The sequence below is a fragment of the Janthinobacterium sp. GW821-FHT03A03 genome (assembly GCF_059421435.1).
In genome coordinates this window covers 65,147-86,231 of the sequence record NZ_JBWKUZ010000010.1, presented here as the reverse complement: position 1 = coordinate 86,231, position 21,085 = coordinate 65,147, and the positions used below count along the sequence as shown (strand labels likewise).

20 protein-coding genes are annotated in these 21,085 nt (G+C 63.5%); 16 read left to right on the top strand and 4 right to left on the bottom strand.

The genetic code is table 11. From position 1 onward, the window contains the following. Positions 1-13: 13 nt before the first annotated feature. The 5 genes from AC07VI_RS18675 (at position 14) to AC07VI_RS18655 (ending at position 6,224) form a co-directional block, all read left to right on the top strand. On the top strand, positions 14-970 hold the full coding sequence (locus tag AC07VI_RS18675; RefSeq protein WP_226936297.1) for an ABC transporter permease: 957 nt from the start codon (positions 14-16) through the stop codon (positions 968-970). Further along, positions 967-1,917 carry an iron chelate uptake ABC transporter family permease subunit gene (locus tag AC07VI_RS18670; protein ID WP_086145752.1) on the top strand — a complete coding sequence of 317 codons (951 nt, stop codon included), beginning with the start codon at positions 967-969 and terminating at the stop codon, positions 1,915-1,917. The genes AC07VI_RS18675 and AC07VI_RS18670 overlap by 4 nt, the downstream gene beginning before the upstream one ends. Continuing rightward, complete coding sequence (locus AC07VI_RS18665; protein WP_086145753.1) at positions 1,914-2,684, top strand: iron ABC transporter ATP-binding protein; 771 nt, start codon at positions 1,914-1,916, stop codon at positions 2,682-2,684. Before AC07VI_RS18670 ends, AC07VI_RS18665 begins: the two co-directional genes overlap by 4 nt. 1 nt (position 2,685) lies before the next feature. Further along, the gene (locus AC07VI_RS18660; protein WP_086145754.1) at positions 2,686-3,669 is read left to right on the top strand and encodes a siderophore ABC transporter substrate-binding protein; all 984 of its coding nucleotides are present in this window, start codon (positions 2,686-2,688) and stop codon (positions 3,667-3,669) included. A gap of 119 nt (positions 3,670-3,788) precedes the next feature. Beyond that, positions 3,789-6,224 (top strand): TonB-dependent receptor, encoded by a 2,436-nt coding sequence (locus tag AC07VI_RS18655; protein WP_172404745.1) that lies wholly within the window; start codon positions 3,789-3,791, stop codon positions 6,222-6,224. A 12-nt stretch (positions 6,225-6,236) separates the two neighbouring features. On the opposite strand, the gene AC07VI_RS18650 is transcribed toward AC07VI_RS18655, so the two are convergent. Beyond that, the gene (locus AC07VI_RS18650) at positions 6,237-7,073 is read right to left on the bottom strand and encodes a MipA/OmpV family protein (RefSeq protein ID WP_099375268.1); all 837 of its coding nucleotides are present in this window, start codon (positions 7,071-7,073) and stop codon (positions 6,237-6,239) included. Between the two features lie 14 nt (positions 7,074-7,087). Next, the gene (locus AC07VI_RS18645) at positions 7,088-7,582 is read right to left on the bottom strand and encodes a hypothetical protein (RefSeq protein ID WP_492992287.1); all 495 of its coding nucleotides are present in this window, start codon (positions 7,580-7,582) and stop codon (positions 7,088-7,090) included. 132 nt (positions 7,583-7,714) lie between these two features. Here AC07VI_RS18645 and AC07VI_RS18640 point away from each other — a divergent pair, with 132 nt between their 5' ends. The 3 genes from AC07VI_RS18640 (at position 7,715) to AC07VI_RS18630 (ending at position 11,012) form a co-directional block, all read left to right on the top strand. Next, positions 7,715-8,809 carry a type II asparaginase gene (locus tag AC07VI_RS18640; protein ID WP_099375267.1) on the top strand — a complete coding sequence of 365 codons (1,095 nt, stop codon included), beginning with the start codon at positions 7,715-7,717 and terminating at the stop codon, positions 8,807-8,809. A gap of 120 nt (positions 8,810-8,929) precedes the next feature. Continuing rightward, on the top strand, positions 8,930-9,781 hold the full coding sequence (locus tag AC07VI_RS18635) for an MOSC domain-containing protein (protein WP_086145759.1): 852 nt from the start codon (positions 8,930-8,932) through the stop codon (positions 9,779-9,781). Between the two features lie 34 nt (positions 9,782-9,815). Further along, positions 9,816-11,012, top strand: coding sequence for a GGDEF domain-containing protein (locus tag AC07VI_RS18630; RefSeq protein WP_413465906.1), 1,197 nt, complete (start codon positions 9,816-9,818; stop codon positions 11,010-11,012). On the opposite strand, the gene AC07VI_RS18625 is transcribed toward AC07VI_RS18630, so the two are convergent. Next, positions 11,013-12,992: a monovalent cation:proton antiporter family protein gene (locus AC07VI_RS18625; protein ID WP_086145760.1), complete on the bottom strand. Its 1,980-nt coding sequence runs from the start codon at positions 12,990-12,992 to the stop codon at positions 11,013-11,015. It lies immediately after the preceding gene. An 84-nt stretch (positions 12,993-13,076) separates the two neighbouring features. Here AC07VI_RS18625 and AC07VI_RS18620 point away from each other — a divergent pair, with 84 nt between their 5' ends. The 8 genes from AC07VI_RS18620 (at position 13,077) to AC07VI_RS18585 (ending at position 19,803) form a co-directional block, all read left to right on the top strand. Beyond that, positions 13,077-14,111, top strand: coding sequence for a KpsF/GutQ family sugar-phosphate isomerase (locus AC07VI_RS18620; protein WP_413465907.1), 1,035 nt, complete (start codon positions 13,077-13,079; stop codon positions 14,109-14,111). Further along, positions 14,111-14,644 (top strand): KdsC family phosphatase, encoded by a 534-nt coding sequence (locus AC07VI_RS18615; RefSeq protein ID WP_086145762.1) that lies wholly within the window; start codon positions 14,111-14,113, stop codon positions 14,642-14,644. The genes AC07VI_RS18620 and AC07VI_RS18615 overlap by 1 nt, the downstream gene beginning before the upstream one ends. A 45-nt stretch (positions 14,645-14,689) precedes the next feature. After that, a complete protein-coding gene (gene lptC, locus AC07VI_RS18610) occupies positions 14,690-15,301 on the top strand; it encodes an LPS export ABC transporter periplasmic protein LptC (protein ID WP_226936299.1) in 612 nt (203 codons plus the stop codon). 25 nt (positions 15,302-15,326) lie between these two features. Next, positions 15,327-15,920, top strand: coding sequence for a lipopolysaccharide transport periplasmic protein LptA (gene lptA / locus AC07VI_RS18605; protein ID WP_099420411.1), 594 nt, complete (start codon positions 15,327-15,329; stop codon positions 15,918-15,920). Next, on the top strand, positions 15,920-16,675 hold the full coding sequence (gene lptB / locus AC07VI_RS18600) for an LPS export ABC transporter ATP-binding protein (RefSeq protein ID WP_099375266.1): 756 nt from the start codon (positions 15,920-15,922) through the stop codon (positions 16,673-16,675). The genes lptA and lptB overlap by 1 nt, the downstream gene beginning before the upstream one ends. Positions 16,676-16,679: 4 nt before the next feature. Further along, positions 16,680-18,158, top strand: coding sequence for an RNA polymerase factor sigma-54 (locus AC07VI_RS18595; protein ID WP_086145766.1), 1,479 nt, complete (start codon positions 16,680-16,682; stop codon positions 18,156-18,158). 69 nt (positions 18,159-18,227) lie between these two features. Next, on the top strand, positions 18,228-18,590 hold the full coding sequence (hpf, locus tag AC07VI_RS18590) for a ribosome hibernation-promoting factor, HPF/YfiA family (protein ID WP_086145767.1): 363 nt from the start codon (positions 18,228-18,230) through the stop codon (positions 18,588-18,590). 127 nt (positions 18,591-18,717) lie between these two features. Continuing rightward, positions 18,718-19,803, top strand: coding sequence for an enoyl-CoA hydratase/isomerase family protein (locus AC07VI_RS18585; RefSeq protein ID WP_099375265.1), 1,086 nt, complete (start codon positions 18,718-18,720; stop codon positions 19,801-19,803). A 159-nt stretch (positions 19,804-19,962) separates the two neighbouring features. Here the strand turns inward: AC07VI_RS18585 and rapZ are convergent, their stop codons facing one another. After that, on the bottom strand, positions 19,963-20,826 hold the full coding sequence (rapZ, locus tag AC07VI_RS18580) for an RNase adapter RapZ (RefSeq protein ID WP_086145769.1): 864 nt from the start codon (positions 20,824-20,826) through the stop codon (positions 19,963-19,965). Positions 20,827-21,085: the final 259 nt, after the last annotated feature.

Below are 21,085 nucleotides of genomic sequence, written 5' to 3'. Positions count from 1 at the left end.
ACGGGATGACGATTTGACCCGCGCGCGTCTGTTTTTCCTGTTCTTTTTGCTGTGTGGCGCCTCGCTGCTGGTCGGCGTGCGGAATATTGCCTGGACGCAGCTGTTTGCACCGTCTGACGCGCTGTTCGCCGATGCCTGGCTGACCCTGACGGCCAGCCGCCTGCCGCGCCTGGCGGCGCTGGTGCTGACGGGCGTGGGCCTGTCCGTCTGCGGCGTCATCCTGCAGCACATCGTGCGCAACAAATTCGTCGAGCCGGCCACGTCGGGCGGCCTCGACGCGGCCAAGCTGGGCATCCTCGTCGCGCTGACCGTGGCGCCTGCGGCGGGCACGGCGGGCAAGATGGCGTTCGCGCTGGCCTTCTGCCTTGCCGCCAGCGCCTTGTATGTGGCCCTGATCCGCCGCATCCGCTTCAAGAACACGATTCTGGTGCCCGTCATCGGTCTCGTGTATGGCGGCGTGCTCAGCGCCGTGGCCGAGTTTTATGCCTACCGCAACAACATCCTGCAAAGCATGCAGGGCTGGCTGCTCGGCGATTTTTCAAAAATCGTCCAAGGCAACTATGAAATCATCTACCTGGTCCTGCCCATCGTTGCCCTCACGTATCTGTACGCGCAGCGTTTTACGGTGCTGGGCATGGGAGAGGGGATGGCCACCAGCCTGGGACTCAATTATGGCGCTACGGTGGCGCTGGGCCTGATGCTGGTGGCCGTCACGGTGGCGGCCACGGTCATCACGGTAGGGGCGATTCCGTTTGTCGGGCTGGCCATCCCGAACCTGGTGGCCTTGCGCTACGGCGACAACCTGGGCCGCACCCTGCCCATCGTCGCGCTGGGCGGCGCTTCGCTGCTGCTGGCCTGCGACATCGCGGGGCGCTTGCTGATCTACCCCTTCGAGGTGCCCATCGGCCTGACGGCGGGCGGCGTGGGCGGCCTGCTGTTCCTCATATTGATCATCCGGGGGCGGCAATGAGGCGCATGGTGACGCAGCGGACGCTGTGGCTGGCCGTGCTTGTTTTGGCGCTGGTATTCCTTTGCGCTGGCGCAAACTTCGATGTGGATTACATCCTCCCCAAGCGCCTGGCGCGGCTGGCCGCCATCGCCATCGGCGGCGTCTGCGTGGCCGTGTCGTCGATCGTGTTCCAGACCATCGCCGGCAACCGGATACTGACGCCGGCCGTCATGGGCTACGAAGCCGTGTATCTGCTGCTGCAGTCGCTGCTGGTCCTCGTCATGGGCATGCACAGCGTCGTGCTGCTGGGACCGAACGGCAATTTCGCCGTGTCCATCGCGCTCATGCTCGCGTATTCCTGGGCCATCCATTACTGGCTGTTTCGTGATGGCAAGAAAAACGTGTATTTCCTCTTGCTGCTGGGATTCGTGCTGACGATGGTGATCGGTACGTTCACCCAGTTCATCCAGCTGCGCATCAGCCCCGGCGAATTTGCCATTTTGCAAGGATTCAGCCAGGCCTCGTTCAACAAGGCGCAGCCCGCGCAGTTGCTGTACGCGGCCCTGCTGGCGGGCGCCGCCGGCGTGGCCGTGCTGACAACCTTGCCGGCGCTCGATGTGCTGGCGCTGGGGCGCGAGCAGGCCATGTCGCTGGGCGTCGACTACCGGCGCATGGTGCGGCTGCAGCTGGCGCTGATCGCCGTGCTGGTGGCGGTATCGACGAGCCTGCTGGGTCCGACGGCCTTCATGGGCATCTTTGTGGCGAACACGACTTATGCCCTGGCCCGCACGGCGCGCCATCGCGTGACCTTGCCGCTGGGCTGCGTCATCGCCATCGCCATCTTCCTCGCCGCCCAGCTGCTGGTCGAGCACGTTTTCAATTACCGGACCACGGTCGGCATCCTCGTCAACCTGGTGTGTGGCGCGTATTTCCTCGCGCTCATGGTCCGCACCCGGGGCACCGCATGATCCACGTCAAACAGATTAAAAAAAGCTACGGCAGCAAGCGCGTGCTCGACAACGTCAGCGTGCAGTTTCCCAAGGGCAAAGTGACATCCTTGATCGGCCCCAACGGCGCCGGCAAGACGACCTTGCTGATGCTCATCGCGCGCCTGCAGGAAGCGGATGGCGGCGAGATTGTGGTGGACGGTCGCCGCATTGGCGATATCCGCATCGGCGACTATGCGCGGCAGGTGGCCACGCTGCGCCAGTCGCCCGATTTTCATTTGCGCCTGACGGTGGAGGAGCTGGTCGCCTTCGGCCGCTTTCCCTACAGCCGAGGTAACCTGACGCCGCAGGACCGGCAGGCGATCGCCGATGCCATCGCCTTTTTGTCGCTGGAATCGCTGCGCACCGCCTACGTCGATGAGCTGAGCGGCGGCCAGCGCCAGATGGCTTTCCTGGCCATGACGATTGCCCAGCAGACGGATATTTTGCTGCTCGACGAGCCGCTCAACAACCTCGACATGAAGCACGCCGTGCAGATCATGCGCGCGCTGCGCCGCCTGTGCGACGAGCAGGGGCGCACCGTGATCCTGGTGATCCACGACATCAATTTCGCCGTCAATTACTCGGACCACGTCGTCGCCATGCAGGGCGGCGCCGTGCGCTGTTCCGGCCCCGCGCACGAGGTCGTCACCGAGCAACGTTTGCGCGCCCTGTACGACATCGATTTCCACATCGTGCGCGACGAGCGCGGCTGTGTCTGCAATTACTTCACCCCCACAGGAGCTTGACATGATCTGCAACCAACCCCGCCTGGCGCTGGCCATGCTGCTCGCCGCCGCGGCCATCCTGCAAGGCTGCAGCGACAAGACGGCGACAATGCCGCCGGCGCCCGCCGCTGCCGCCCCGCAGCCGGCGTTTGCGCCCATCACCATCGTGCACAAGCTGGGCACGACGGTGATTGCGCAGCGTCCGCAGAAGGTGGCCGTGCTCGACATGAACGAAGTCGATTTCCTCGACCAGCTGGGCGTGCCCGTGGCCGGCATGGTGAAGGATTACGTGCCGCACTTTCTCGCGCGCTACAGGGATGACGAGGCCATCCGCGACCTGGGTGCCATCGTGCAGCCCAATCTCGAACACATCCACGCGCTTCAGCCCGACCTGGTGCTGATGACCTCGATCCAGGCCAGCCATTACCAGGACTTGAGCCAGATCGCGCCCACGGTGCATTTCGACGTCGATTACCAGAACAGCGAGAGCAAGCACATCAGCGTAGTGAAGGAGCACTTGCTGACCCTGGGGCGCATCTTCGGCAAGGAGGATATTGCACGCCAGAAAGCGCAGGAGCTGGACGACAAGGTGGCGGCCGCGCGCAAGGTGACGCTGGTCCGCCCCGAGAAGGCGCTGATCGTGCTGCACAATAACGGCGCCTTCAGTGCATTCGGCGTGCAGTCGCGCTACGGTTTTGTTTTCGATGCGCTGGGCGTGAAACCGGCCAGCACGGCCGTCGAGGCGGGCTTGCACGGCCAGCCCATATCCAGCGAGTTCATCCAGCAAGCCAATCCCGACATCATCTACGTCATCGACCGCACGGCCGTGATGGAGCACCGTCCCGTCATGACGGCCGAGCAGATGGCCAACCCCCTCTTGCGCCAGACCAATGCCTGGAAGAACGGCCGCGTCGTCTTCGTCGATGCCGATGCCTGGTACATCACGGCGGCCAGCGTGACGTCGCTGCGACGGGTGATCGACGACGTGCTCAAGGGCTATCAATAAGATATCTTATTTTTGTAATGATTCGTATTTGCATTGAGGGTTTTGCCTTTTCGTTCGGGAGATAGGGTGAGAACAAGCAATCTTCCCCTCTGAAAAGGACTTAACTTATGGCAACACGCATGGCGACACGCCACCTTCCCGCCTTGACCCTGGGCCGTATCGCCACCGCCGTGCAACTGGCGCTCGTCACGGGCTTGACCATGGGGGCGCTGGGCGTGGCGGCTCCGCCGGCCTGCGCGCAAGCGGCGCAGGCCCGCCAGGCGTTCAGCGTGCCGGCCGGCTCGCTGGGCCTGGCGCTCAACAGCTTCGCGGCGGCGGCCGGCATCGAACTGACGGTCGATGCAGGTTTACTGCAGGGCAAGAATAGCGCCGGCCTGTCCGGCAGCTACAGCGTAGCCGAAGGATTTTATGAATTGCTGCGCGGCCAAGGCTTGCAGGCCGTGCGCGAGGGCAATGGCAGCTATACGCTGCGCCGCGAACCGGCACAGAATGCCGCGGCAGAGGCCGCAGCGACCATGCCGGCCGTGACGGTGTGGGGTAAAGGCAATACCGTGACGGAGGTCTATGCCGGCGGGCAAGTGGCTGCCGGCGGCCGCGTGGGATTTCTTGGTGACAAGGATTTCATGGAAACGCCGTTCAATACCATCAGCTATACGGACCAGTTCATCGAAGACCGGCAGGCGCGCGACATCACCGATGTGATCTCGGCCACCGATCCCACCGTCTTCAGCAGCGGCATGACGGGCATCATCGGCGAAAACTATTCGATACGGGGTTTCAGCTCCGCCACCAGCGATGTCGCGTTCGGCGGACTGTTCGGCGTTTCGCCCGTGTACCGCACCTCGCCCGAAATGTTCGAGCGCATCGAAGTGCTGAAAGGGCCGTCGGCCTTGCTCAACGGCATGCCGCCGGGCGGCTCGGTGGGCGGCAGCATCAACCTCGTGCCCAAGCGCGCGGGCGAGACGCCGCTGGCGCGCGTGACGGCGTCGTACATGTCCGATGCGCAATGGGGTGGGCATGTTGATCTGGGTCAGCGTTTTGGCGAAAATAAACAGTTCGGCATCCGCGTCAACGGCGTCTACCGCGACGGCGACGGCGCCATCGACCACCAGAAAAAGAAGACCCGGCTCGCGTCCGTGGGGCTGGACTGGCGCGGCACAGGCGCGCGCCTGTCCGCCGACCTGTACAGCAGCGAAGACCGCGCGCGGGGCTTGAACCGGGGCGTCAACCTGGCCGCCGGCCTGCCCGTGCCGCGTCCGCCGAAACCGGAAACCCTGCTCAACCCGAGCTGGGCCTTCTATGACACGCGGGACAAGGGCGCGCTGCTGCGCGGCGAATATGACGTGAACGCACAGCTGATGGCGTATGCGGCCATCGGCGCCGGCAAGGCCGATTACCAGTCGACGGGCGCCTATCTGATCCAGGTGTTCAATACGGCCGGCGACTACCGCACCAACCTGGCCGACCTCGGTTTTAACCTTGAAAAACAATCGGCGGAAGTGGGCGTGAAGGGCAGGTTCCGCGCGGCCGGCATCGGCCACCAGTGGGCGGCCAACGCCACGTATTACCACCACACGGACCAGCAGTTCGGCCGCAGGAATACCCTGGCGCAGGACTGGATCACGAATATCTACCGCCCCGTATGGGGACCTGCCACGCGCTTTGACGCAGCGCAAATCTCGAAGACGGCACTGCGCCTGGCCAGCTATGGCCTGGTCGATACTGTGTCGTTTGCGCAGGATCAAGTGCAGCTGACGGCGGGCTTGCGGCGCCAGGAGGTGCTCAGCGACAGCTTCAACGTCAGGACGGGCGCGCGCAGTTCCCGCTATGACGCCGCCGCCACGACGCCGGCCGTCGCCCTGCTGGTCAAGGCCGCCAGAAACGTTGCGCTGTACGCCAATTACATCGAAGGCCTGAGCCAGGGGGCGACGGCGCCCATGACGGCGGCCAACGCGGGAGAGGTCTTTGCCCCGTATAAATCGAAGCAGATGGAGGCCGGCGTCAAGGTCGACCTGGGCGAATTCGCCCATACGCTCAGCCTGTATGAAATCAAGCGGCCCAGCAGCTATGTCGACCCGGTCAGCAATGTCTTTTCCTTTGGCGGCGAGCAGCGCAACCGCGGCGTCGACTGGGGCTTTTTTGGTTCGCCCGTGCGCGACGTGCGCCTGATGGGCGGCGTGGCGTATGTCGATCCGGTCTTGAGCAAGACGGTGGGCGGCGCCAACCAGGGCAAGCAGGCAGCGGGCGTGCCCAGGCTGCAGGCCAAGCTGGGCGTGGAGTGGGATGCGCCCGCCATTCCCGGCGTGACTCTGACGGCGAACGCGACGGCGGCGTCCAAGCAGTACCTCAACGAAGACAACTCACTGTCCGTGCCGGGCCGCACCGTGTTTGACCTGGGCGCGCGCTATGCCACCCGCGCCGCCGGCCGGCCCTTGACCGTGCGCGCCAGCGTGAGCAACGTGGGCAACAAGGCGTATTGGGCGCTGCCGCAATGGACCAGCCTGGGCCTGGGCGCGCCGCGCACGGTCATGCTGTCGGCCACGACGGAGTTTTAAGCCGTCTTGCCGCTAATCGTCCGGGCCCCGTGCCTGCCTGTCCGAGCGTTGCCACGTCCACATCAGGCCGATGCCGGCCGAGGTGCCGCTGTTCTGGCGCAACAGGGGGCTGGCGCGGTTGGCGGCGCCTGTGTAATTGTCGTAGCGCAAAAAGGCAAAGACGCGCCAGTCCCGCTGCAGCCGGTAAGAGCCGCCCAGGCCCAGCCGCGTGAGCATCAGCCCGCTTTTTGCCGCATACGCCGGGCGTTCCGGGGTGGCGAAGGCGGCGCTGACGCCATACAGGTAATCGTTGATGCCGCCATTGCCCAGTACGGCGCCGAGGCTGGCGTCGAGGTGCCATGCCTGGCGGTCGCCCTGCAGCGCATACACGAGGCGCGGTTCGAACGTGGCGCCCTGGCGGCGCAGGCCGCCGCGCGCTTCGATGACGGCGCGCAAGGGCAGCTCCAGGCCCAGGCGGCTGTGTTGTGTCGGCTCGGCCAGCTTGATTTTCAGGCGCGGGCCAAATTCCAGCAAAGTCCCCAGGTCCGGCATGCCGCGCCGGGCCGGTACGTCGCTGGAGCGGGCCGGCAAGGACAGGGCAAAACCGATATCGAAATCGAGGCGATCCGTATCGAGCAGGCGCGCGCCCACGCCGGAGCGGTCGGCGCGCAGGACTTTGCCGCGATAAATCAGATAGGGCAGGGCCAGGGTGCGCGTCGAACGTTCGCCGGCGCCCGGATAGGCAGGCGTGACAGCCGTGCCGCCGAAGATGCCCGCTTCCCATAAAGGCAAGGCGGCTTCGACGGCATACGCGGGCGCGATGGCGGCAAAGAGGGGGGATAGTGCCAGCAGCGTGCGTGTCACTCTCATCGGCATCCCCCGTACTATGGCGGTGTTCCGCAAGGCTTGCCCACCGGCAGCGATTCCCGGTCGGTAAATGCGCCCAGCGCCCAAGATTGATGAAAGCCCAGTTCATTGCGCACGGCCAAGGCTTGCGTCGCCTTGCCCTGGCGTTCATATTGGTCGATCAGCGCCTTGTAGCTGAGGGCGCTCGAGTATTCGCTCTTCTTTGCCAGCGCGATGGCCTGGCGGAAATGAAATTCGGCCGCATCGTAGCGGCAGGCCCCGCTGGCGGCGCGTCCCGCCTGGTGATGCAGCCGCGCCTGCCAAGCGAAGTCGCCATGGCCCAGTTCGGCATTCTCGGCCGCGGCCGCGTAGCTGCGCATGGCTTGCGCCCAGTCGCCCTGGCTGGCCGCTTCCCGCGCGAACTGTTCCTGCTGCGCCGCCGTGCGCAGTTCGATTTGCGTGGAGCAGGCATTGAGCGCGATCAAGATCAGCGGCAGGACGAGGCAGGAGCGGAAGGGGCGTAATGTGGACATGGCGCCACTGTAGCGCGGATAAGGGCGCGCACGTTTGCGCGGGACACATGAATTGGGGATTTGTGCGCCATTGATGACATATAATTTGCACACGACTTTGTTATCTTTGACACATCACCGAACGGGAGCACCATGTTTTCACGTAAATTCCATTCCTGTGCACAGCTGATGCTGGCCACCTTGCTGATGGGCTTTGTCGCCGCCTCGCCCGCGCGCGCGCAGGAAGCGGCCGTCAAGTTGCCGAATGTGGTGATCCTGGCCACGGGCGGCACCATCGCCGGCAGCGGCGCCGACAGCACCACCACCGTGGGCTACACCTCGGCCACCGTGGGCGTCGAGCGCCTGATCGCCGCCGTGCCGGAACTCAAGAAAGTGGCGAATGTGAAAGGCGAGCAAGTGTTCCAGATCGCCAGCGAAAGCATGGGCAACAGCCACTGGCTGACCCTGGCCAAGCGCATCAACGTGCTGCTGGCCTCCGCCGACGTCGACGGCGTGGTCGTTACGCATGGCACCGACACCATCGAAGAGACGGCGTATTTCCTGAACCTGACCGTGAAAAGCCACAAACCGGTCGTCGTGGTGGGCGCCATGCGTCCGTCGACAGCCATTTCGGCCGATGGCCCCATCAACCTGTACAACGCCGTGTTGCTGGCGGGCAGCAAGGAAGCCGTGGGCAAGGGCGTGCTGGTGGCCTTGAACGACCAGATCAACGCCGCGCGCGAAGTGACCAAGACGAACACCTCGACCACGGACACCTTCAAGTCGCCGGAACTGGGCATGCTCGGCTACATCCAGGGCAGCAAGCCCTTCTTCTACCGCCAGTCGACGCGCAAGCACACCCTGGAGTCGGAATTTGACGTCAGCAAGCTCGACGCCTTGCCGCAAGTGGACATCGTCTACGGCTACGCCAACATGAACCGCGTCGGCATGGACGCCTTCATCGCCGCCGGCGCCAAGGGCATCATCCACGCGGGCGTGGGCGACGGCAGCGTGGCCGCGCAAATGAAGCCGGCGCTGGTGGAAGCGCGCCAGAAGGGCGTGCTGATCGTGCGTTCGAGCCGCGTCGGCCAGGGCATCGTGGCGCGCAATGGCGAAGCCAACGACGATGAACTTGACAGTGTCGTCTCCGATACCCTGAACCCGCAAAAAGCCCGCATCCTGCTGATGCTGGCCTTGACCAAAACCAATAGTACGCAAGAAATCCAGCGTATTTTCTACACATATTGATCGTCGTCACGCCGGCCCGGCCACTGCGGCTGGGCTTGGCGGATTTACGCTTGCCCGCTTTGCTGCCATACTGCGTTTCTGAATAACTTCCTGGCAGAAGTTGCAATACTGCCCCGGCCCATGGCTATCCTGTCCGACATCATTCTGTATCCCATCAAATCCTGCGCCGGCATCCACCTGCGCGAGGCGGTCCTCACGCAGTCGGGGCTGATGAGTGAGCACGTATTCGACCGCGAATGGATGGTGGTGGACCCGCAGGGCCGCTTCCTGACCCAGCGCGAACATCCGCGCATGGCGCTGATCGTGCCGCGCATCAAGGCCGCCACCCTGGAATTGCGCGCGCCGGGCATGCTGCGCCTGGAAATCGAGCTGGGCTTGCCGGATCCGCAACATGCGCCCATGCTGGAAGTGCAAGTGTGGGACGATGCCGTGCGCGCCTACGACTGCGACGAAGTCACGGCCACCTGGTTTTCGCAGGCCATCGGCGTGCCATGCCGCCTGGTGCGCTTTCATCCGGACGTGGTGCGCGCCACCAGCACCAAGTGGACGAATGGAATTGCCGCATCGACCATGTTTGCCGATGGCTACCCGGTGCTGATCGCCGGCAGCGCCTCGCTGGCCGACGTCAATGACAAGCTGCGCGCGGCCGGCCGCGAGGCGCTGCCGATGAACCGTTTCCGCCCGAACCTGGTCATCGGCGACATCGGCGCCTTCGAGGAGGACTACGCGGCGTTCCTGCAATTCGGCGCTACCATATTAAAACCCGTCAAGCCGTGCTCGCGCTGCCCGATTCCGTCGGTGGACCAGGCGACAGGCGTGCCGGGGCCGGATCCGCTCGACGTCATGCAAGGTTACCGTGCCAGGCCCGAGCTCGACGGCGCCATCTGCTTCGGCATGAATGCCATCGTCACGCAAGGCGGCGATGAGCGTATTGTGGTGGGACAAGACATCGGTTTCGAACTGGCATTTTAAGCGCGGCGCCCGCACAGAAGGGTTTAAGGTTTCTATGAATCAAGCAATACCGCCAGAGCCGGGCCAGCCGGGGAACGATGCCGTCGCACCGGCCCAGCGCGTTGCCAGCCTCGAAGCCGAGAATCAGGCCTTGCGCGCGCGCATGGCCTTTCTGCTGGAACAGGTTGAGCGCAACCACGACATCATGTGCCGCCACCAGGCGTTCGACCTGGAAATTGTCGGCGCGTCCACCTTTCCCGAGCTGATCGGTACGATATTCCGTACCCTGCCCGTGATTTCCGACCTTGACGGCGTCACCCTGAGCCTGCTCGACGAGGATGACGATATCTTGCTCGTGATGGAAAAGCTGGGCGTCGATTTCAGCGCCTTTCCGCAGTTGCTGTTCGTGCATGCCGTGGCGCAGCTGGGCTTTGCGCCGCAAGCCACCGTGGCCGCCGGCGACGCCTCCTTGCCGCCGCTGCCGCTGCTGGGGCCGTTCGATGCGGCCGTGCATGGCCCCCGTTTTCCGGGCATCGACGCGCCCCTGCGCAGCGTGGCCCTGGTGCCCTTGCTGCGCAACAAGCGCCTGATTGGCAGCCTGAACCTCGCCAGCAGCGACGTGACGCGCTTTACGCCCGTGCTGGGCACGGATTTCATCAAGCACATGGCGTCCATCATCGCCATTTGCCTGGAAAACGTGATCAGCAATGAAATGCTGAAGTACATAGGCTTGACCGATTCCCTGACGGGCGTCTACAACCGGCGCTATATCGACCGCCGCCTGCTGGAAGAAATCGCCCGCGCGCGGCGCCAGAATTATTGCATTTCATGCATGTATATCGACATCGACCATTTCAAGTCGGTCAACGACACGCATGGCCACCAGGGCGGCGATGAAGTGCTGCGCGAAGTGGCCACGCGCATCCGCACGGAATTGCGCCGCTCGGACGCGCTGGGGCGCTTCGGCGGCGAGGAATTCGTCGTGCTGCTGATCGATGCGGACCTCGATAGTGCCACGTTCGTGGCCGAACGCATCCGCGCCAGCATCGCCGGCACCATGTTCGACCTGCCGGGCAGCGCGCAGGCGTGGGTCAGCGTGTCGATCGGCGTGGCCAGCCTGGAAGCGGACGCGGCGCTGCTGCCCATCGAAGCCGTGGCGCAGCAGCTGGTGGCGCGCGCCGACCAGGCCCTGTACCAGGCCAAGGCGGGCGGGCGCAACAAGGTCGTCAGCTGGCAGGCGCAGGTCGAATAGTTATTTCAACAGCAAGGTTTCCGCCTTGGCCACGGCGTCGGCGCTGCCGCGCAGCACCACCACGTCGCCGCTGGCCAGCTGCGTGTCGGGCGTGACGTCAAGGCGGCCGCGGCCGCGGCGGATGGCCGTCACAAAGGCGCCGCAGGCGGCCACGTCGATCGTGCTCAAAGGCAAGCCCACGCAATGGGCGCCTTCGCTGACGGTGACCGTGTGCAGGCGTTCCAGGTCGGCATCGTCGTCGGCGTCGCTGGTGCCGTGGAAATAGCCGCGCAGCGAGGCATAGCGCTCTTCGCGCGCCGCCTGCACGCGGTGCACCACGCGGCGCAGGGGCACGCCCATCATGATCAGCGCGTGCGAAGCGAGCATCAGGCTGCCTTCCATCAATTCCGGCACCACTTCGGCCGCGCCCGCGTTTTTCAGCTGGTCGAGGTCGCTGTCGTCATGGCTGCGCACGATGACGGGCAAGGTCGGCGCCATTTCGTTAAGTAAATGCAATAACTTCAGTGCCGACGGGGTATTCGCATAGGTGATCACCACGGCGCTGGCCCGGTAGATGCCGGCCGCCACCAGGCTTTCGCGCCGGCCCGCGTCGCCGTACGAGACGTGGGCGCCGGCCAGCTGGGCTTCCTGCACCCGCTCCGGGTCCAGGTCCAGCGCGTGGTATTCGATTTTTTCTTCCGTCAGCAGGGTGGCCAGGCTTTGCCCGCTGCGCCCGAAACCGGCGATCAGCACGTGTTTTTGCGCGGCCATGGTACGCGTGGCGATCTTTGTCAGGGCCAGTGATTGCATCATCCAGTCGTTGGCGGCCAGTTTCATGACGATGGCGTCGGACTTGGCGATGAGGAAGGGCGCCACCAGCATCGACAGCACCATCGACGCCAGCACCACCTGCACGACGAACGGGTCCATCAGCTTGATGCCGCCGGCCAGGTTCAGCAGCACGAAGCCGAACTCGCCCGCCTGCGCCAGGGCCAGGCCCGTGCGCAATGACACGCCCGTCGACGAGCCGAACAGCCGGGCCAGTCCCGCGATCAGGGCAAATTTCAGCAGCACGGGGCCGCACAGCAGCAGCAGCACCAGCCACCAGTTGTCGAGCACGACGCGGATATTGAGCAGCATGCCGACGGTGATGAAGAACAGGCCCAGCAGCACGTCGCGGAACGGTTTGATGTCTTCTTCCACCTGGTGCTTGAATTCCGTCTCGGAAATGAGCATGCCGGCCACGAACGCCCCCAGGGCCAGCGACAGCCCGGCCCGCTCCGTGATCCACGCCGCGCCCAGGGTGATCAGCAGCAGATTGAGCATGAACAATTCCTGCGAGCGGCGCTTGGCCACGATGGTCAGCCAGCCGCGCACCATCTTCTGGCCGATGAACAGCAGCAGGATCAGCACGACCAGGGCCTTGCCGCCGGCCCAGGCCAGGGTTTCGGCCAGGTTGTCCGAATCGCGCGTGAGGGCGGGAATCAGGATCAGCAGCGGTACCACGGCCAGGTCCTGGAACAGCAGGATGCCGATGATCTTGCGGCCGTGCTCGCTTTCCAGCTCCAGCCGTTCCGTCAGCATTTTCGAGACGATGGCCGTCGACGACATGGCCAGCGCGCCGCCCAGGGCGAACGCGGCTTGCCAGCTCAGGTGGATGTAGGCGGACAGGTAGCGCCCGACGAACCAGCCGAAGACGACGGTGGCGACGATGGTGGTGGCCACCTGCGCCATGCCCAGTCCGAAGACGATGCGCCGCATGGCGAGAAACTTGGGCAGAGAAAATTCGAGCCCGATGGAAAACATCAGGAAGACGACGCCGAACTCGGCCAGGGTATGGCTCGCTTCATTCTCGGCTGCCAGGCCCAGCGCGTGGGGGCCGATGACGATGCCGACGGCCAGGTAGCCCAGCATGGGCGGCAAATGCAACATTCTGAAAGCGACCACGCCCAGCACGGCGCTGCCGAGTAACATCAGGGTCAGTTCAAGCGAGGAAAACATGGGTTGCCCGGGGAGCTCAGTGGAAATCGTTGTTTGTTGTGACTGGCAAGTTTTTTGCTTTCCTAATTCGTTTATACTTTGGGCATGAGTGTAACCCATGAAAAAACAATGCTGAAAGCTTTTGATCGAATTGACATGCAAGCGACCACCGAGCGCGCTGTCGCGCTGGCCCGCACCACCCTGCAGATCGAGTCCGACGCCATCAACGCCCTGCATGCGCGCCTGGCCACGGACGACAGTGTCGGCCGCGCCGTGGCCCTGTTGCTGCAGTGCAAGGGACGTGTCGTCGTCTCCGGCATCGGCAAGTCCGGCCATATCGCGCGCAAGATTGCCGCCACCCTCGCTTCCACCGGCACGCCGGCCATGTTCGTGCATCCGGCCGAAGCGGCCCATGGCGACCTGGGCATGGTCACCTCGGACGATGCTTTTATTGCTATTTCGTACTCGGGCGAGTCGTCCGAACTGATGGCCATCATGCCTGTCGTCAAGCGCATGGGCGGCGTGCTGATCTCCATGACGGGCAAGCCGAACTCCAGCCTGGCCCAGCTGGCCGACGTGCACCTGGATATTTCCGTCGAGAAAGAAGCCTGTCCGCTGAATCTGGCCCCGACGGCCAGCACCACCGTCACCCTGGCCCTGGGCGACGCCCTGGCCGTGGCCTTGCTCGACTTGCGCGGCTTCAAGGAAGAAGATTTTGCCCGCTCGCACCCGGGCGGCGCCCTGGGCCGCCGCCTGCTGACCCATGTGCATGACGTCATGCGCAGCGGCGAACGGGTGCCCAAGGTGCCCGTGGACGCTTCCTTGCTGCAGGCATTGGAGGAAATGACGAAGAAGGGCATGGGCATGACGGCCGTCGTCGATGCGGACAACCGCCCCGTGGGCGTGTTTACCGATGGCGATTTGCGCCGCATGTTCGAGCGCGTGCAGGATTTCACGCAAGTGGCGATCCGCGACGTCATGCATGCGCAGCCGCGCAGCATCGCGCCCGAGCGCCTGGCCGTCGATGCCGTGGCCGTGATGGAGCAGTTCCGCATCAACCAGATGCTGGTGGTGGACGCCGACGGCAAGCTGGTCGGCGCGCTGCATATCCATGATCTGACGCAAGCGAAGGTGATCTGATGGACAGCGTGGCGGACAACCTGGCGCGGGCGGCCAAGGTCAAACTGATGATCTTTGATGTCGACGGCGTGCTGACCGACGGCAGCCTGCATTTCGGCCCCGATGGCGAAATGATGAAAACGTTTAATGTGTATGATGGCCTGGGCATCAAGCTGCTGCAGGAATCGGGCGTGCAGACGGCCATCATCAGCGCGCGCCGCTCGGCCATCACGGCGCGCCGCGCGCAGGACCTGGGTATTACCCATGTGCACCAGGGCGGCCACGATAAACTGACGCCGTTCCGCGAGTTGCTGGCGCTGACGGGCTTGACGGAAGAGCAATGCGGCTACATCGGCGACGACGTCATCGACGCTCCCCTGCTGCGCCGCGTGGGCTTTGCCGTCAGCGTGCCGGGCGCACGCCCGGAAGCGCTGGGCCTGGCGCACCATGTGACGCAGGCCGGCGGCGGCCGCGGCGCGGTGCGCGAGATCTGCGAATTCCTGTTGCGCGCGCAGGACAACTATGCGCGCGTCATGGCGCCGTTCCTGGAGTGAGGTGCCGTGCCTCGCCGCCAGTGACATTTGAAAGAGTGAAGCAATATGCGTAAGCCAGGAGGCGCCCATCGCTGGCGCATGAGTTTTACCGTGCTGGGGGCGGTCATCGTCGCGCTGGGCAGCTTCTGGCTGCTCGAAGTGATGAACAAGAATGCCCAGGACATTACCGCCAGCAAGCATTTGAATGAACCGGACTATTTCATCACCAATTTCAGCCTGGTGCGCATGGATTTGACGGGCAAACCCAGCTACATCGTGTCCGGCACCAAGCTTACGCATTACCCGGCCGACGATTCGTCCGATATCGACCAGCCTTTCGTGCGCAAGCTGACGCCCGACATGCCGCCGATGAACATGAATGCGGAACTGGCGCATATCGATCAGGATAATACCCGGCTGCAACTGCACCGCAATGTCGTGATCGACCGCATCGCCAGCCCGAAGGCGCAGAACCTGACCTTGAAGACGGAAGCGCTGACGGTGTTTCCGGATGAGGAAAGAATGGAAACGGACATGCCTGTCGACATCCTGACGGGCGCTTCGCGCATCAACGGCGTGGGCATGAAAGCCAACAACGCCACCGGCGTGGTGGAAGTGCATCAGGCGCTGCGCATGGTCCTCCCGCCGAAACCGCGCCCGGCCGCGACGGCAAAATGACAGAATGAAACAAGGAAACCATACTATGAAGAACATCTTGCTGCTGACTCTATTCTCGACCGTTTGCTCGCTGGGCGTGATGGGCGCGGCGCATGCCGAGAAGGCCGATTCCGAGAAGGAAGCCGTGATCACGGCGCGCAGCGGCCACGTTGATGACATCAAGCAGGTGCGCACCCTGACGGGCGACGTGGTGCTGGTCAAGGGCACCCTGACCATGAAGGCGGGCCGCGCGCTGATCACGGAAGACCCGCAAGGCTACCAGTTCATCACTTTCTGGGCCGACCCCGGCAAGCTGGCCACGTTCCGCCAGAAGCGCGATGGCGCGGGCGACCTGTGGGTGGAAGGCGAAGCGGAGCGCGTGGAATATGACAACAAGACGGAAGTCGTGAAACTGTTTTCCAAGGCCAAGGTGACGCGCCTGGAAGGCACGAAAGTGACCGACGTGGCCAATGGCGCCTACATTTCGTATGACAGCCGCAAGGAAGAATTTGCGATGGAAAATTCCAACAGCGGCACGAGCACCCCCGATGGCGGCAGCGTGCGCATGGTGATCCAGCCGAAGAACAAGGCTCCTGCGGCGGAGAAGGCGCCGGCGACACCCGCGCCAGGAAAGAAATAATGGAAAATACACGTTGCGGCAGCACCCTGATCGTTCGCGGGCTGCAGAAAACCTATGGCAAGCGGCAAGTCGTGCATGATGTCTCGCTGCAAGTCGAATGCGGCGAAGTAGTGGGACTGCTGGGCCCGAACGGCGCCGGCAAGACCACCTCGTTCTACATGATCGTCGGCCTGGTGCCGTCCGATGGCGGCAGCATCGATATCAGCGGCGTGGATATTTCCAGCCTGCCCATCCACCGCCGCGCGCAGATGGGCCTGTCCTACCTGCCGCAGGAAGCGTCCGTCTTCCGCAAGCTGACGGTGGAAGACAATATCCGCGCCGTGCTGGAAATCCAGACCGTCGACGGGCGCCCGCTGAAGAAGGCCGAGATCGAGGAGCGCCTGGATAAATTGCTGGCCGACCTGCAGATTGAAAAGCTGCGCGAGAACCAGGCCCTGTCCCTGTCGGGCGGCGAGCGCCGCCGCGTGGAAATCGCCCGCGCGCTGGCCACCGACCCGCGCTTCGTGCTGCTCGACGAGCCGTTCGCCGGCGTCGATCCCATCGCCGTGATCGAGATCCAGCGCATCGTGCGTTTCTTGAAGGAGCGCAATATCGGCGTGCTCATCACCGATCATAATGTACGCGAGACGCTGGGTATTTGCGACCGTGCCTACATCATCAACCAGGGCTCGGTGCTGGCGTCGGGACGCCCCGATGACATCATCGCGAACGAGTCGGTACGCCGGGTCTATCTGGGCGAACACTTCCGCATGTGAGCCAATGAAACAATCATTGCAGCTGCGCACCTCGCAGCACCTGGCACTGACGCCGCAGTTGCAGCAATCGATACGCCTGCTGCAATTGTCTACCCTGGAACTGCACCAGGAACTGGAGCAGTTGCTGACAGACAATCCCCTGCTCGAGCGCCTCGACGACCCGCTCGACCGGTCGCTGCGCCTGTTGTCCGACGGGGCCTTGAGTTCCACGGCCGCGCCGGCCGAAGCGCCGCCCCAGCCGCCAGGCCAGGAAGCGCCCGCCGCGCCGGCCGAAACGGACGGCTTTGACGGCGAGGCGGGCGAGGGCCCGGCCGCCGCGGACGGCGGCGACAGCGACTGGAGCGAGGCGAGCCGGGGCAAGGCGCCCGACGACGAAGATTCCCGTCCACAACTCGAAGCCCACCACTGCACCTTGCGCGAGCACCTGATGGAGCAGATGCGCGTGACGGTGCTCGAATTGCGCGACCGCGCGCTGGTCGAGCTGATCATCGATGCCCTCGACGACAATGGCTACCTGGAGGAATCGCTCGACGACATCCTGGCGCGCCTGCCGGAAGAGCTGGAAATCGACGCCGACGAACTGCGCACGGCGCTGGCGCTGCTGCAAAGTTTCGACCCGCCCGGCGTGGGCGCGCGCAATGCGTCCGAATGCCTGGCCCTGCAAATCAGGCGCTTGCCGCACATCGCCCTGGTGACGCGGCGCATGGCCCTCGTCATCGTGGAAAAGCACCTGGCCTGGTTTGCCCAGCGCGATTTCAACAAGCTGAAAAAAGCCCTCGATTGCGACGATGAAGACTTGCGCGAGGCGCAGACGGTGATCCGGCTGTGCAACCCGCATCCGGGCGCCGTGTTCGCCTCCGACGTGTCCGACTACGTGGTGCCCGACGTGGTCGTCAAGCGCGCGCGCAATGGCTGGCAGGTGAGCCTGAACAATGACGTCATGCCGCGCCTGCGCGTGAACGCCATGTACGCCAATTTGTTGAAGCAGGGCAAGGGCGAAGGTGCCATGGGCGCACAGTTGCAGGAAGCCAAGTGGCTGATCAAGAACATGCGCCAGCGCTTCGATACGATCTTGCGCGTGGCGCAGGCGATAGTAGAAAGACAAAAGAACTTTTTCTCGCATGGGGCCGTTGCCATGCGGCCCCTTGTGCTCCGTGAAATAGCTGATACACTGGGATTACACGAGAGTACTATCTCGCGGGTAACAACCCAAAAGTACATGCTGACCCCGCATGGCATGTTTGAGTTGAAATATTTCTTTGGTAGCCACGTCGCCACCGAAGCGGGGGGCGAAGCGTCATCGACGGCGATACGGGCATTGATCGTGCAACTGACAGGAGCAGAAGACCCTAAAAATCCTTTATCCGACAGTAAGATTGCGGACATGCTGGGGGAACAAGGCATGGTGATTGCGCGACGTACTGTTGCCAAGTACCGGGAAGCGTTGAAAATTCCGCCAGTGAGCCTGCGTAAGTGTTTGTAAGTTTTTTTCGGTTCCTCTGCGGGCCGGATAGGATGGACCGCACGAACCCGATCATCTTTAGGAGTGTGTATGAATCTCACCATCAGCGGACATCATCTTGAAGTGACACCAGCCATCCGTGAATACGTACAAGCGAAGCTGGAGCGCGTGAAACGTCATTTCGATCAAGTCATCGATATCGCCGTGATTCTGACCGTGGATAACCTCAAAGAGAAAGAAAAACGTCAAAAGGCCGAAGTCAACCTGCGTCTCAGCGGTAAAACTGTCTATGTGGAAAGCCTGGCGCATGACCTGTATGCCGCGATCGATACCCTGATCGACAAGCTCGATCGGCAAGTGATGAAATACAAAACCAAAGTGCAAGGGCACGGTAAAGAGGCGATCAAGCATCTGCCAGACAACTCAGAGGAAGACGCCGTCGTCGCCGTCTAAGGCCACCGGTTTCCCCCAGTTGTGATCAACTAAGGGCGCACATTGCGCCCTTTTTTGCGTCCTGCGAAACGCAATGTCCGTGGTGAAAGCGCTAGAATGCGCCATCCTCACTTCTTTCCATCCTGCCATGAGCGATTTCGTCCACGCCTCCATCCGCAACCGCACGGGCCACATCGTGCTCGACCGCCCGAAAGCCTTGAATTCCCTGTCGCTGGAGATGGTGCGGGCCCTGAGCGCGGCCCTGCTGGCCTGGCGCGACGACCCGCAGGTGGACGCCGTCGTCATCCGCTCCAGCAGCGAAAAAGCCCTGTGCGCCGGCGGCGATATCCGTTTCTTTTACGATGCGGGCCTGGCCACGCCGCAGGGCGGCAGCGCCCAGCTGGAAGATTTCTTTACAGAAGAATATGCTTTAAATCATGTCATACACTTCTATCCGAAACCGTATATTGCCGTGATGGATGGCGTCGTGATGGGCGGCGGCATGGGCGTGGCGCAAGCGGGGCCCGGCAACCAGTTGCGCATCGTCACGGGACGCACGCGCATGGCCATGCCGGAAGTCAATATCGGCCTGTTCCCCGATGTGGGCGGCAGTTACTTTCTTTCCCGCCTGCCGGGCCGGCTGGGCCTGTACCTGGGCTTGACGGGGCTGACCATCGGCGCGGCCGATGCCCTGTACACGGGCCTGGCCGATGTCTACCTGCCCGAGGCGCAGATGGCGGCGCTGCAGGCCCTGTTCGAGTCGACGCCGGGCGAGGCCTTGCCGGTGGCCATCAAGGCGCTGGCAGCCCCGTTCCAGGCCCAGGCGGGCGAGTCTGTCCTCGCTCCCGTGCGCGCGGCGCTGGACCGCCACTTCAGCGCCGGCTCCGTGGCGGCCATCATGGCTTCGCTGGCGCAGGACGACAGTCCGTTCGCGGCCAAGGCCCTGGCGGCCATGCGCCTGCGCTCGCCGTTGATGATGTCGGTGACCCTGGAATTGCTGCGGCGTGGCGCCCACCTGGGCGTGGCCGATTGCCTGCGCATGGAGCGCACGCTGGTGCGCCACAATTTCGCGCATGGCGAAGTGCTCGAGGGCGTGCGCGCGCTGGTGGTCGACAAGGATAACGCGCCGCGCTGGAACCCATCAAGCCTGGACGAAGTCGACGCGGCCATGGTGGCGCGCTTCTTTGCGCCCGTCTGGCCGGCGCTGGCGCATCCGCTGCGCCACCTGGATTAACTAAGTCACCCCCAATAAATTATTGTGTTTTCTGACTTCCATAACCGGCGTTGCGCGGTGTTGCCGCAGCTAGCAGTGCCCGCACTGCGTCGCTGCAGGCGCCTTGCACAGCATCCGGTTGTGTTCGTCATAATTTCACAATAATTTCCTGAGGATTACTTAGGCGCGTTCGCGGTGGCGCAGGACCACGCGCTCGCGCGCGCCGAAATACTGCGCCAGCCGCTCCGCCATGTACACGGAGCGGTGCTGGCCGCCCGTGCAGCCCAGCGCCACCGTCAAATAGCTGCGGTTGTCGGACTTGAACGACGGCAACCATTTCTCGATGAAGGCGCGGATGTCGGCCAGCAGCTCCAGCGCGCTGGGCTGCGCGTCGAGAAAGGCGATCACGGGCGCGTCGCGTCCGTCCAGCGGACGCAGGGCCAGGTCGTAATACGGATTCGGCAAGGCCCGCACATCAAAGACGAAATCGGCGTCCAGCGGCACGCCCAGCTTGAAGGCGAACGATTCGAAGAACAGGGTCAGCGGCGCGCGCTCGGAGGCGACGATATCCTTGATCCAGGCGCGCAGCTTGTTGGCGCTCAGTTCCGAGGTATCGATCACATGGCCCAGCTGCTCGATGGCCGACAGGCGTTCGCGCTCTTCCGAAATGCATTCGATCAGCGTGCGGCGGCTGGCCGGATTGTGGTTCGGACGCAATTCGTGCGACAGCGGGTGGCTGCGCCGCGTTTCCGAAAAGCGCGCCACCAGCGAATGCGTGGTGGCCGTCAAAAACATGACCTTGACGTCATGCCCCTGGTCGCGCAGCAGGGCCACATTGTGCGGCAAGCTGACGAGCGACTCGGCGCTGCGCGCATCTACGGCCACGGCCAGTTGCGGCGTGCCTTCGTCAAGCAAGGTTTGCACCAGGCTGGGCAGCAAGGCCGGCGGCAGGTTGTCGACACAGTAATAGCCGGTATCTTCCAGCACATTGAGCGCGACGGATTTACCGGAGCCGGATATTCCGGTGATAAGGACGATATGCATAGGCCGATCATACAATAAAGAACGGCGCTCTGCTTTCGAAGCAATTATCTTTACAAATTATTGCAATTTGGACTGTAGTCTTGGTTAAATAAAATCATCCCATCAGGAACTTGTTCTCTCAGGCAACTAATCGCCACTCATGGCGAGGCGTTGGTGCAGCAGGGAATTCACGCAGCATAGCTGCGTGCCTGCGCAACGGTTCGCCCTTGCAAGGGCGGACTCCTTGGCAGCATTAATCGCCACTCATGGCGAGGCGTTG